The organism is Lysinibacter sp. HNR, from assembly GCF_029760935.1.
Lineage (GTDB): Bacteria > Actinomycetota > Actinomycetes > Actinomycetales > Microbacteriaceae > HNR.
Genome location: NZ_CP121684.1, coordinates 2591896 through 2605318 on the forward strand (window position 1 = coordinate 2591896; position 13423 = coordinate 2605318).

Here is a 13423-nt window from a genome sequence, read left to right on the forward strand (position 1 = left end):
CTCTCACCCCTCGCGGCGGTTCAGAGGAGGCCTGAGCCCAAGGTTTTCCCGGAGGGTTTCTCCCGCGTACTCCGCGGGGTAGATCCCTCGCTCTTGCAGTTCGGGAACCAGGCCGTTCACAATATCGTCGATGCCCGCGGGGATGAGGTACGGAGTAACGTTAAACCCGTCCACCACGCCCGCGTCGGAAAAGCGTTCAAGCTGGTTGGCAACGCTTGAGTAGCTTCCCACAAAACCGGTTCCCGAGTTCAGATGGATCACCAGTTCACGAATACTCAGGTTCTTCTCTTCGCTGAGCGCTCGCCACCCGGCAACGGTCTCCGCCGCCCTGTGACCGTGGAATCCGGTACCTCGTGTTTCGTTTGACTGTTCCTGCGCCGTGGGAATATCCGGCAGCGGACCGTCGGGGTCGTACTCGCTCAGGTCGCGGCCCCAGGTCTGCTCCACAAAAGCTATAGCCGTCTGGGGGGTAATCTGGCTCTCCCGCACCCAGCGTGCCTTGTCCTGAGCCTCGGCGTCTGTATCTGCCAGGATAAACTCCTGGGCCGGAAAAATCTTGAGATCGTCGGCGGGCCGTCCCGCTTTCAGGGTTCGTCGACGAATATCGGCAGAGAACTCGGAGGCGCGTTCAAAGAGTGAATGAGCGGAGAAGATAACGTCCGCGTTGCGGGCCGCAAAGTCCCGACCCTCGGCGGAGTCCCCCGCTTGGAAGAGAACGGGATGCTGTTGCGGGCTGCGCGGCACTCGGGAAACCGCATCCACTCGTGAATACGCGTCAGAGGTTGACACCGCAGCAGCACCATCCCTCTCGTATGAGTCCCACAGGGCTCGCACCGTGTTCACCACAAACTCGGCGTGGGTATAACGGTCGGCATGATCAAGATACCCTCCGCGGCGAAAGTTCTCTCCCGTCCAGGCATTATCGGTTGTCACGATGTTCCAGGCGGCGCGCCCCCCGCTAAGAAAGTCGAGCGACCCCAGCCGATGGGCTATAGCCGTCGGTTCATGGTAGGTCGTGTTCTGAGTTGCAACCAAACCGATCCGCTCGGTTACCGCGGCGAGCGCCGCCAGCTGAATCGCCGCGTCGGGACGGCCCGCAACGTCCAACTCGTGTAGGTGTCCCAGGTGTTCTCGAAGCCGCAGCCCCTCTCCAAGGAAAAACGCTGCAAAGAGGCCCCGCTCTGCGGTCTGGGCGATTCGTCGGAACGATTCAAAGTCGGTCTGCGACCCGCTCTCGGGAGAATTCCAGATGGTGGAGAAGTTTACCCCCTGGAAAAAGGCTCCCAATTGAATCTGGTGGCGCCGATTTTTTTGCCGCGATGCTGAGACGGGCGAAGCCGGTACCGAGGATGCGGATGTAACGCTCATGACTGTGTGACCTCTCGTTTATCGGTGCTGTCCAGTTGCTCTGAACCGCCGGAGCGCGGGGAAGCGTCCCTCTCACGTTCTTGCTGTTCACTCGCACGCACCTCAAAGGTGTTGGATGGACGGTGAAGTCCGAGGGTTTCGCGGAGCGTTTTACCCCTCACGGGAGAGGTAAAGGCCTCACGGCGACGCAGCCCGGGAAGCACAATATTCTCCAGCTCAGGAAGTTCCAAATCCAGAACCGCGGGCAGGAGGCGCACCCCGTCTACCCTGTCACTGGCGTCAATAAGGTAGTCGATGAGATCCGAGGGAGAACCCACAAAGCGGCTTCGGTGAGATTCCCAGGGAGAATGAGAGTCCAGGGCGGCCAATCGCCGCGCCGCTTTTTCGCCGCGAGAGTCGAGAATCACCTCAAGTTCAAGGATCACAGGGGTGCTGTCACCAGCTCGTTCTCGAATATCGATAACCCTTTTTTCCGTGCCCTCTCCGCTCACCAATACGGCATCCAGCTTCTCTAATTCCAGGTCACCGTCCCGACCAAAAACCACCGGGTGCCCTTGAGTCGGGCGCGGGTTGATCGCGGGTCCCGTCAACGAAAAGCGTGTTCCCTCGTAACGGACGTGGTACAGCCTCTCACGGTCGAAGTAGGCTCCCCGGGTGATGTCTCGCACAACCGCGTTATCTTGCCAGGAGTCCCAGAGAAGTCGCACAACTTCAACCACCTCGGAGGCCTCCGCGGGTATCTCATCGCCCGCAGCCGCAACAAAACTCACCGCTGCCGCGGCGAGGGCATCCTCTTGAGCGCGAACAACCCATCCGGCACGCCCCCCCGAGAGGATATCCAGGCTTGCCAATTGCCCCTGCAGGTGAAAAGGTTCGGCGTATACGACATCAGCCACGGGAACAAGGCCAATCGCGCCGGTGTGCGGAGCCAGGTATGCGGCCCTCACACCCGCGTCAAGACGGGCACCCGTACCATCGGGCGCGGTGGGGGCATCCTCAAGGGTGAGGTAGCTGAGTCCCGCACGATCCGCACAACGCCCCTGTTTGGCCAGGTAGTTAGAGCTCAGTGATTCTGACAGGGAAACTCCGGCCTGTGTCAGGGAGGCTGGGTGAGCTCCCGCCCCGTCAAGTTCAATTCCGAGAGAAAAGGGAAGTGATCGGGAGGGCTGTGGAACAGGCGAGGATCGGAGATTTTCAGATTTCACTGAGTACATGTATGGATGCTAGACGCTTCCTGCCGCCACGTCACGGAGAATGAAACATCACGTAATGTTCGTCACGCGACCCGAGCCCACCTCGTGAGCTTGATAACTGCCAAGAGTTTTCTTTTAAAAGACCGCATAAAACCACAAAAGGATGCTTTTTGATAGCGACTCAAGACAGTATCCGCTAACTTGTGAAAAGCCCCTCTCCCCCTTCTCCCACTCACCCTGAGCAATTGCTACGGGCAACACGTACACACGGGTGTGGTCGTCACACCGACAGAAGGAATACTATGCATCGCCACCGCTTTCTCACATCAATTGGTGCTGTCACCGCAGCGCTATTTCTTTTGGTCGGGTGTGGGACAGGTAATCACAACAAGAAAACCGCGCAGGATAGCCCGCTTCGCTCCTACATAGCGCAGGTTTTTGGCGATAATTTCTACCTATCCGATACTGATCTCGACAGGGGGGAGGAAGAGGTTCAAAACACCATCTCCTCCTGCATGGCCTCTCAGGGTTTTGAATACACCCCCTATATCGTGGAGAGTACCGTGAGTAGCGGCCGGCTACACGACGGCAGCGAGACCCTCGAGTGGGTTCAAGAAAACGGATACGGGTATACAGAGTCCAACAGTTCAGGTAGCAACTATCAGGGTGACCCTAATGAGGCATACGCATCGACCCTACCCGCGGCAGAGAAAAAAGCGTACTACTACGCACTCCACGGTGAGCAGTCCACGCTCGTACCCGGCAATGAAGATACCACTAATAAGGCGCACGAGGCCTGGGTTTATGACTGGACTAAGAGCGGCTGTCACGGTGCCGCGCGGCACGAGCACCAGGAGAGCTCCGTCGACCCCTACACTGACCCCGAGTATCAAGATCTTTTTAGCAAGATGAAGGCTCTCTACGGGCAGGCTCGTAGCGCGCAGCCCGTGGTCTTGGCCGCTGAGGAGTGGAGAGGCTGCATGGCGGATGCAGGATATCCCGACCTTCAAGAGCCCTCCGATGCCCTGCGTCTGGTATCGACAAGATACGCCTCTGCGCGCCACGATGGGAACCCCGCGGCCACGCCAGATCAGCAAGAAAAAAACTCCTCACAACCGGACGCACTCAAGAGTTACGAGGTTGAGGTTGCTGTTGCCGACTTCACCTGCAACGAAAAAACTCGGCTGCTACAAACCCAGCTTGAAGCTCAGTTTAAACTCGAGGACGAATTCATCGCGAAGAATAGGGCGCGACTTGATGCGTTTGTCGCCGAGTATCGGGACAAATAGCAGCTATTTGTCATCGCAAGATCCTGGTACTACAGTACCGGTTTCCCCGCGAGACTCCGCTCCCCCGGTACCAAAACCGGTCGTGGGGCCGCATCCTCGGTACCAAAGAATCATACTTCTATTCCGGCGAAGCATGAGGCCAACTAAATTATGAGGAGATTCACCAAAAAAGGTCTTATTTCACCAGAGAGACCCACACAGAAAGATCCAGTCATGCGTCGCTATTTACTCACTCCCGTCACACTTGCGGCTGCCGCAGCGCTCGTGCTCTCCGGCTGCTCCACCGGCAGCACCGAAAAGAAAACCACTGAGAACAGTCCCCTCGCCGCTTATGTCGGCAAAGCATTTCAACCGGATGAGGCAAAATTAAAAGCCCAGCAAAAAGAAGTTGAGGAGGCGGTGGCGGTCTGCATGGCGGATCAGGGCTTCACCTACACGCCAAACACAGACACCTCCCACCTCGTAGGAGCCGACCTTGACTCCGATTTCTACAAGGGTCGGGGCACACTTGAGTGGGCAGAGAAAAATGGTTACGGCGTAACCACTCAGGCATCATCGCAGGACTCCGAGGAACCCACGTCTAACCCCGACGAGGAGTATCTTGCGAGCCTGTCCGAGGATGAACGAGAAGCATACGACATCGCACTCTTCGGAGCACCCTCCGGCAGCGAGGAGGGAGACAGCCCCGACGAGGGTTCCTCCGCAGAGGAGTTCGATCCGGCAACTGCCGGATGCCACCAGAACGCAACCCGAGAGATCATGTCCGAAGGGATTGGAGAGGCCTTCACGGATCCCACCTACACAGAGCTTATGGAACAAATGGGAACTCTCCAGGAAAAGGTCATGAAAGATCCCGCGTATCTTGCGGCACGCAAACAGTGGGGCGAGTGTTTGGCTGACGCCGGTTACCCCGACGTAGAGGGTGTAGAGGGTACAGACGCTTTTGAACTTGTCCTCCAAAAACAAAACGAACTCTACGGCCTAGACGATACGGACAGCAGCGGGAACCCAGCGCAACCCACTCAGCAACAACTCAAAGAGCTCGCCGACTATGAGATTCAAGTCGCAACTGCCGATTTTAAATGCGGAGAAAAAACAAAAGCTAACGAGATACTCCTGGATCTCCAGTACAAACTTGAAGAAGAATTCATTGCAAAAAATAAGGCAAAACTGGATTCTTTTATAGCCACGTACGGCAATAAATAACATTCCGTAACGACGGTAGCAGCGACACCCGGCGTCCCGGCCTCTTATCGACCGTGTCCCGGTGGACACCACACACCCGCCACACCCTGTTTTGAACCGACACTACCGCGTCTCAGAAACAGTTGTGGCGGGTTTTCTGCGTTTAAAAACAGTTAATAGCGGCAGTGTGAGCTTCTCACAATAAGAATCATCCTAAAGTACTAAATATTTTTTAAAACCACCTTCTAAAGGTTGAAAACCCTTTATTTCTCAGCCTTATTTAGAAATGTCCCATTAGGTTTTATAACGCAATTCTTCCACTATCGCGGAGAATTTCATTTATTTGCGAGCAGCGATTTTCTCCCAAGATCGCGCCAATCATAGAAAGACCCCACATGCGTAAATTCATTTTTGCCTCCACCGGCACCGCCGCAGTTATAGCTCTTCTCCTCACCGGATGTTCCGGCGACACAAACAGCGCAAAAGACACGGCAGATAGCCCTCTCACCCCCTACTTCGAAAAAATCTTTGGTGATAGCGACACGGCAGAAAACAAACAAAGAGAAAAGAAAGTGGAGGATGCAATCGCTTCGTGCATGGCCGACGAAGGTTTCGATTACACTCCTCAAGTTCGTGACTCTTCCATGGACGCGGAGAACGCAAGTTTTTTCGAGGGGAGAGGAACCCTGGAGTGGGCTGAAAAAAACGGTTTTGGAATCAGTACAGGCCCCATGATGGAGGAGCGCGCGGAGGGAAATAGCTCCAATCCCAACGAGGAGTACATTGCGTCCCTGTCGGAAGGTGAACAAACCGCGTACAACACCGCACTCTATGGCAATTACGCCCTACCCTCGGGTGACGAAAACGACAGTGATTCGGAAGAGGGCAACTCTACCGACGACGCAGTATATGAGTACGATCCGGAAAAAGCCGGTTGCGCAGGTTCTGCACAACACAAGGTTGACCAAGAACTTGGAGACCCCACCACCGACCCCGAGTACAAAGAACTTTTTGAGGCGATGACCTCGGGTCTCTTCGAGAAAGTAGATGCCGAACCAAAAGTTGTCGCCGCCTCCAAGGAGTGGGGCGCCTGCATGGCGGATGCAGGCCATCCCGGTCTAGAAGAGCTTCATCAGGTTCAGCAGCTTATCTTCGATCGGCTACCCCAGACGGGACCATCCGATGGCGACGATACCCTCGAGCAGTCCGCGCAAAAAGAAGAAACCAAAGATTATGAAATCAAACTAGCGGTTGCGGATCACAAGTGCCAAGAAAAAACACAGGCCGAGAAAATCCGTTCTGAGGCGAAATTTGTACTTGAGAAAGAGTTTATCGCTAAGAACACGGCAAAACTTGACGCTCTGGTTTCAACCTACGGCAAAAAATAACAACGCTCAGGCGCTGATAACCACACACGGTCTTATCTTTGTCATGAAAGTGTTGGTACTCCGGTACCATATCCCCCCAAACCCCTCCTCCCCCAAGCTGAAAAAGCAATATTTTGGGCAAAAAACAGCCCTTAGCCAGTTACCTTTGTAGCGAGGTTCTTCGAATTTCCGATATGCCCTCGTCCACAAAGCACAAAGCACAGCGGAACCGTAACAACGCTGACAGAAAGAATTTTGAAAAATGAGTGACACACCAGATCCAACGAATATCCTGGATACTCTCGCCGAGGAGGATGACGAGACGCGCAGCGAGGGTGAGTCCGCATCAAAAGAGTCTAAAGTCCGTAGCCTAAGTGGGCACAAACTTGTTTATGTAATGGCCAGCGTAGCGGTTGTGGCAATGGTCGCCGGAATCGTCCTCTCAAGGTTTATTATCTCTCCCGCACAGGCCGCAGCGGATGCAAAAGCCCCCGATGCCGGTCTCATCAGCGTTCCCGTTGAAGAACGGGTGGTGTCTAACGTTATTTCCACGCGAGGCGATGTTCGTTTTGCGGACGCGGTTGAGGTCAAATTGCAAACCGGGGAGATATCCGGTGGTTCCCCCATTGTCACGGGCCATGTTCCCGCGGTGGGAAGCACGTTTAATGCCGGATCTATTGCCCTTGAGGTTGCTGGACGTCCCGTTCTTGTGCTTCCGGGCGACCTACCCGTGTACCGCTCACTCAAGGTGGGGCTCTCGGGACCGGATGTGCAGCAGCTCAAGCAGGCCCTCACCGCCCTCGGCATCGGAGCCGGTGACGCTAGCTCCCCGGTGTATGACGCGGCCACTGCGGCGGGAGTCAAGACGCTCTATGAGCGGGTGGGATATGCGCCGCCCCAGGGCGGTGGTGCGGAAGGAGAAGGAGTCGTTGAGGCCGCACAGGAAAGTGTGAACTCGGCAAAAACGGCTCTTACCCAAGCGCAGAGCAATCTTGCAAAAGCGCAAAACGGCGGTGACCAGTCCGAGAAAATTAGGGCTGATAGCGAAGTTCGTAGCGCCCAGATCGCACTTGCCGAAGCCCAGGCTTCGGGAGAGGGTGTTGCTCAGGCTCAAGAAACACTGAACCTCAATCGGGCGCTCCGGCAGGCACTTGATGCCCCCAAGGATGTCGCCGCGGAAAGGCAAATGGTTGAAAGCGCTCGAACATCCCTCGCCACGGCAGAGTCAAAGCTGGCTCAGGCCAGGTCAGATGCTCTCACCCCGCTCCCCGCCGGTGAGGTGCTGTTTTTAAGCAACCTTCCCCGTCGAGTCGACGAGGTCAAAGCCGAGCGAGGCGTCCTACTGGAGGGTCCCGCAATGACGGTCTCCGGCGCTACCCTCCAGATTGCTGCAAATGTATCCAAGGCCGACTCCGAATTAATCGCGGAGGGAATGCCGGCCGAATTTCCCGCTCCTGACGGAAGCACGGTCAAAGCAACCATCACCAGTGTTGGCCCCAAGCAGGCAAAACAGGGTGATGGTAAAGAAGATAAAAAGAGCAAAGAGGGTGGTGCCAGCGGAAGGTACGAGGTCAAAATGAATCCCGCAGAGATCACCGAGGCACAGCTAGAGGCCCTCAAAGGCCAAAACGTTAAGGTAAGCATTCCTATCTCCGCCACCGACGGTAAGGTCCTGGCGGTTCCGCTAGCAGCAGTACAGGCCGGTGCCGGAGGCGAGAGCCGCATTGAGATCATCACTGACGAGGAGAAAGAAACCACGGAACTTGTCACCGTAAAAACGGGTCTGGCAGCAGACGGCTTTGTGGAGGTTAGCGCCGACGACAGCTCCCTGCTTAAAGCGAAGAAACGCGTTGTGGTTGGACGATGACAACAGCGCACAACCCGGCCACGCCGATTCCAGCAGAAGCAAACCCGGCCTTGCTGGACCCCACCGCAGTAGATTCCGCCGCGCCGGCCCCACTCCCGACAGGCCCGACACCCCCCGTTGTTGAGTTTGTGAGTGTGGCCCGCAGCTTCCCTGGGCCGCCAACCGTACACGCACTGCACGCAACCGATCTCATCATCAACACGGGGGACTATCTCTCGATTGTGGGACCCTCCGGTTCCGGAAAATCTACCATGCTCAACCTTCTAGGACTGCTTGATCGCCCCACCAGCGGCGATTATTTGCTCAATGGTGAACTCACCTCAACCCTGACAGAGGATGAACGCGCCCACCTTCGAGGAACAACAATCGGGTTTGTCTTTCAGTCGTTCCACCTGATGCCCAGGCGCTCCGTGCTTGACAATGTCATACTCGCCACCATGTACAGCGGGTTACCCCGTTCCGAGAGGGAACCCCGTGCCGTCGAGGCCCTGGAGCGGGTCAACCTCTCTCACCGCCTCAATTTTCTCCCGGGTAACCTCTCGGGTGGAGAAAGGCAGCGCGTTGCGGTTGCTCGCGCGGTTGTCACCGGGCCACGCCTACTCCTGGCAGACGAGCCCACGGGAAACCTTGACCACACCAATTCCCGCGAGGTGATGAATCTCTTTGATGAGTTACACGCGGACGGCCTTAACCTCGTTGTGATCACACACGACACAGCCGTAGCAGAACGAGCCGCACGCCAGGTGCGCATCACTCATGGAACGCTGAGGGAGGAGCGATGAAAAACGTTTTCTCGCGACTCCTCGCAAAACCACTTTCGCACTTCCGCAAAGACACCGCACCACCTAACGGCTTTGATAACCGCGACCTGCTCAACGAGGCCATCCACGGAATCGGTGCCAGGCCATCACGGCTCATCCTTACGCTTCTGGGCACCGTCCTCGGAATTGCCTCCCTGGTAATCACCGTCGGGCTCGCCCAAACCGCTGCCGTTCAAATTTCACAGCAGTTTGATGCGGTAGCTTCAACCCAGGTTGTTGTTTCTCCGGGAAAGGTGGGAAAGGCGGGTGACTCCGATAACAAGAAGTCCATCACCGCTTTACCCTGGGACTCCACCGAGAGGGTGAGCCACCTTAACGGGGTAAAAGCCTCCACCCTCTTGTCAACTGTAGACATTGCCGGTCAGCCCGTTATGGCAACGGCAATCTACGATCCCGCTGCGGTTGCAACCTCCCCACCCACCGTGATGGCGGCAAGCGGTGATGTCTTGGGCACGATGCGGGGTGAGATCCAGACCGGTCGTTTTTTCGATAACGGTCATGATGCCCGTCACGACCGAGTTGTTGTGCTGGGATCTGAGGCCGCAGAAAAGCTGGGAATTAACCGGGTGGATACCCAACCGGCCATATTTATCGGTGAGACCAGCTACACCGTTATCGGAATCCTGGGAGAGGTGAAGCAGCGCGAAGATCTGCTTGATGCGGTGATCATGCCCACGGGAACGGCCCGCACTTTTTTTGAGCTCTCTCAGCCGGAAGAGCTACAGGTGCACATCGAAACGGGTGCCGGTCCACTCGTAGCCGAGCAGGCCCCCATTGCGCTTGACCCCAACTCGCCAGACACCCTTGAGGTGGCAGCCCCCTCATCGGGCAGCGACCTGCAGGAGGGGGTGCAGGCGGACATGAACGTTATTTTCCTCGCGCTCGGAGGCATCTCACTGCTCGCGGGAGGTCTGGGAATTGCAAACGTTACCCTCCTCTCCGTCATGGAAAGAGTGGGCGAGATCGGCCTCCGACGGGCACTGGGTGCTCGAGGAAAACAGATTGCCCTGCAATTTATACTGGAGTCTGTTGCTACCGGCCTCTTGGGAGGACTCCTCGGCGCGGCCTTCGGGGTGTTTACGGTTGTTGGAGTGGCGGCATTCCAAGGGCTTACTCCTGTACTCGATATTTGGGTGGCTCTGGGCGGGGCTGTCCTGGGAGGTGTTGTGGGTCTTATTTCGGGAACCTACCCCGCCCTTAAAGCCTCTCGCATCGAACCCGTGTCGGCACTGCGCGGTGGGGTCTGATCGGTCATCTGAGCGGAACACAACTCGTCTGATGACGAAATGCTACGTGCCGTGCGGCGGGCGGGAACAAAACGGATACCCTGATTAGAATAAAACACCGTTTTACCCCCGCCGCGGCACCGACCGTGAGAGATGAGTTCCCATGAAAACCCGCACCCAACCCGCACAGGCCGCGCCACTGCTCACTGTTACGGGTGCGGAACTCATGGTTCCTCTCCTGAACGGTAACAGCACCCGGTATGTCAACCTCGACTACGCCGCTAGCGCTCCGGCCCTCGCAAGCACCGCGTCCCACCTGACAGAAACCCTCAGTTTTTATGCAAGTGTGCACCGGGGCGCGGGGTACGCTTCGGACATCAGCACAACGGCCTACGAGAATGCGCGGGACACGGTTGCTCGCTTTGTGGGAGCGCGTGTGGGCGATCCGGTAATCTTCACACGCAATACCACCGACGCCCTCAATCTCTTAGCCACGGCGGTTCCCGGCGAGACCCTGGTACTTGATATCGAGCATCACGCTAACTTTCTTCCCTGGAACGAGCGCGGGAGGCGTGTTCTTGCCGCGGGTGAGACCCTGGAGCACACGCTGGAATTGCTGCGAGCCGAGCTTGAGAAGCGTCCTGCAGCGCTCGTGGCGGTCACGGGGGCGAGTAACGTCACGGGAGAGGTCCTTCCGCTGCGGCGAATAGCCGATATTGTGCACCGGTTTGGTACGCGTCTTGCGGTAGACGGCGCCCAGCTCGTTCCGCATCGCCGTGTTAATATGCGAGCACTGGGTATCGATTACCTCGTTTTTTCCGGACACAAAACGTATGCTCCCTTTGGTGCCGGAGTTTTGGTCGGACGTCGTGACTGGCTCGACAGGGCCGACCCCTATCTTCGCGGCGGTGGGGCAGTAACCACGGTCACTCTCGAGGATCAAACCTGGCGTTCGGGACCGCATCGCCATGAGGGCGGCACTCCCAATGTGCTGGGAGCACTGACCCTGGCGCACGCGATTCAGGAACTCGAAACGCTCAACCCAGACGAGTGGTACTCACACGAGACGGCACTCCGCGATGCTCTCCTGTCCGGTTTAGAACAGATCCCTGGCATCCGGATACTTCGGATCTTTGACGACCTAGACGAAACACCGGTTGGTGTTGTGAGCTTTGCGCTTGAGGGTGTGGATTCCAGACATCTTGCCCTGGTTCTTGCCGCTGAGTTTGGGATTGGGGTTCGTGATGGAAAGTTCTGCGCACATCCCCTTCTGGCACGACTGGGACAGACAACCCCCGCGCTTCGGGCGAGTTTTGGCGTGGGTTCCACCCTGGAAGATGTGGAAGCCCTTCTTGCGGCAATACACTTCTATCTCACGCATGGCCCCACCGGAGTGTATGAAAGAGTCGACGGGGTATGGAACATTGTCGGGGATACCAGGCCTCGCCCCGGATGGGCGCAGCTTCCCGAAGAAGGCCGTGAATATCTGGGTTGTGCTGGATAGAGTTCTCTCTTTTCCAAAAGGCACACAGCTTCTTTGGGCCTCGGCGGTGAGCTCTGGGAAAAGCTAGGTGACAATCAGGTTACACGCGGTATTCTCAACCGACACAGTACATCTGCCTTGAGAAGCAGCACCCCTCTACCGCAAATATAACATGTTGATAACAAGAACCTTTGGTAGCTAACATTATTATTTTGCCTATATATTCTTGCAATTGACACCCATATTGATCACTAAATATTGGACACGAACTAATCCCTTAGTTCGTGTCCAATAACGTAGAAAAGAGGACAATCAACGAAAAAATCCGATCCCTAACCGCGGCAACGACCCTCGGGCATACTATGCCTCGCAACACCAGCGAAGTCGATAGCCGACATTAACTCTCTAAAATATCAATAACACCAAGAATAGGAGATAACAATGCGACCTCTCTTCCGTTTTTATCGATAGCCTCCAGTCAGCACACAAGCTATTCGACCGCAACACAGTCGATTGGCAACAATGAGAGCATCTCGCTTGGGTAGCATAAGCGCTCTGTCTGATTGTTAACGCTTGGTTGCGAGAATATCAACCACAAACGCTATGTAGCCGGTGGAAGCGTTCTCCGTGACCGCCTCGCCGTAGCCGTTTTCAGGGTTGATTAAAACAACAACCTGCGAGCCAACACTCTGGCCGACGAGGGCCGCACTGAACCCCGGGATCACACCCTCGGTTGTGAATTGTGCGGGTTCGCCACGCGACCAACTCTCATCAAAGATTTCGCCGGTAACCTGGTTGATTCCCCTGTATTGCACGGTAACACAATCACCCTCTTCTACCTTTTTGCCGTCACCCGTAATTGAAACGGCGATTTTGAGTTCATTGGCGGGCTCAAAACCCTCGGGGAAGGTAATCGTGGGTTCTCCGTTATCACCACGGGTCACCTCGGGGAAGTCTTCGGGCAGAGCCTCGGCCCTGCCCTCTGCATGCATTGTGAGATCCGCAGGAATATCGTCAGTACAATTCGCGGGTTCTACGCCTTTCGCAATCGCGTCAACAACGATGATGAGGCTCGTTTCCGCTCCAATGTCAAAGTTTTCGTTGCCCGTTTCTCCATAAAGATCTGCCCCGGTCATAGTGCTCACGGCACGACTACCGACCGGCATACACTCCATAATTGTGAGCCAGTTTTCGCTTGCTAACTGCTGCACTTCAAGGGGAAATGAGAGCTCCTCCGAAATGATCTGGTCACCAGATTCACCATTGAACAGGCTAATCCGTGACTCAATAGTGTCGCCCCCTACGATCATTGCGCCGTCACCCCGCGTAATGAGGGATCGTTGAATGCCGTCTACGGTCAAGGGCGCATCAAATTCGATCTGCGGTTCCTCACCAAAGTTACCCGTGACTTTAATGGAGTCGCTCTGTTCTCCAGAGGGAGGAATCACGCAGCCCGCGTCTCTTGCCTGTTGCTCGAGGTCACCCCCGGCGCTACACCCCGCTAAGGTGAGCGCCAGTGCGGTAATAAGTATTGGGACGGAACGAATTTTCACTTTTCTCGTTTCATTTCAGGGAAATTGCTGAGAGGTCACGCCATGGGAACCGCCTCCTGGCGCGACCTCAT

General features: G+C 56.1%; 10 protein-coding genes. 7 read left to right on the plus strand and 3 right to left on the minus strand.

Annotated features, from left to right (window positions below):
• Nucleotides 1-3: 3 nt before the first annotated feature.
• Both FrondiHNR_RS11790 and FrondiHNR_RS11795 read right to left on the minus strand, forming a co-directional pair.
• Nucleotides 4-1368, minus strand: a complete 1365-nt coding sequence (locus FrondiHNR_RS11790; protein WP_279352969.1) for an NtaA/DmoA family FMN-dependent monooxygenase — start codon at nucleotides 1366-1368, stop codon at nucleotides 4-6.
• The gene (locus tag FrondiHNR_RS11795; protein ID WP_279352970.1) at nucleotides 1365-2582 is read right to left on the minus strand and encodes an LLM class flavin-dependent oxidoreductase; all 1218 of its coding nucleotides are present in this window, start codon (nucleotides 2580-2582) and stop codon (nucleotides 1365-1367) included. Before FrondiHNR_RS11795 ends, FrondiHNR_RS11790 begins: the two co-directional genes overlap by 4 nt.
• A 281-nt stretch (nucleotides 2583-2863) precedes the next feature.
• Here FrondiHNR_RS11795 and FrondiHNR_RS11800 point away from each other — a divergent pair, with 281 nt between their 5' ends.
• The 7 genes from FrondiHNR_RS11800 to FrondiHNR_RS11830 all read left to right on the plus strand — a co-directional run bounded on the left by FrondiHNR_RS11800 (nucleotide 2864) and on the right by FrondiHNR_RS11830 (nucleotide 11820).
• Nucleotides 2864-3850 (plus strand): hypothetical protein, encoded by a 987-nt coding sequence (locus tag FrondiHNR_RS11800; RefSeq protein WP_279352971.1) that lies wholly within the window; start codon nucleotides 2864-2866, stop codon nucleotides 3848-3850.
• A gap of 213 nt (nucleotides 3851-4063) precedes the next feature.
• A complete protein-coding gene (locus FrondiHNR_RS11805; protein ID WP_279352972.1) occupies nucleotides 4064-5056 on the plus strand; it encodes a hypothetical protein in 993 nt (330 codons plus the stop codon).
• Between the two features lie 374 nt (nucleotides 5057-5430).
• Nucleotides 5431-6423 (plus strand): hypothetical protein, encoded by a 993-nt coding sequence (locus FrondiHNR_RS11810; protein WP_279352973.1) that lies wholly within the window; start codon nucleotides 5431-5433, stop codon nucleotides 6421-6423.
• Nucleotides 6424-6664: 241 nt separating this feature from the next.
• Nucleotides 6665-8269 carry a hypothetical protein gene (locus tag FrondiHNR_RS11815; protein ID WP_279352974.1) on the plus strand — a complete coding sequence of 535 codons (1605 nt, stop codon included), beginning with the start codon at nucleotides 6665-6667 and terminating at the stop codon, nucleotides 8267-8269.
• On the plus strand, nucleotides 8266-9051 hold the full coding sequence (locus FrondiHNR_RS11820) for an ABC transporter ATP-binding protein (protein ID WP_279352975.1): 786 nt from the start codon (nucleotides 8266-8268) through the stop codon (nucleotides 9049-9051). The genes FrondiHNR_RS11815 and FrondiHNR_RS11820 overlap by 4 nt, the downstream gene beginning before the upstream one ends.
• Nucleotides 9048-10337: an ABC transporter permease gene (locus tag FrondiHNR_RS11825; protein ID WP_279352976.1), complete on the plus strand. Its 1290-nt coding sequence runs from the start codon at nucleotides 9048-9050 to the stop codon at nucleotides 10335-10337. Before FrondiHNR_RS11820 ends, FrondiHNR_RS11825 begins: the two co-directional genes overlap by 4 nt.
• A 142-nt stretch (nucleotides 10338-10479) precedes the next feature.
• Entirely contained in the window at nucleotides 10480-11820 is a 1341-nt protein-coding gene (locus FrondiHNR_RS11830) for an aminotransferase class V-fold PLP-dependent enzyme (protein ID WP_279352977.1), read from the plus strand.
• A 545-nt stretch (nucleotides 11821-12365) separates the two neighbouring features.
• On the opposite strand, the gene FrondiHNR_RS11835 is transcribed toward FrondiHNR_RS11830, so the two are convergent.
• Complete coding sequence (locus FrondiHNR_RS11835) at nucleotides 12366-13352, minus strand: FKBP-type peptidyl-prolyl cis-trans isomerase (protein ID WP_279352978.1); 987 nt, start codon at nucleotides 13350-13352, stop codon at nucleotides 12366-12368.
• Between the last annotated feature and the right edge of the window lie 71 nt (nucleotides 13353-13423).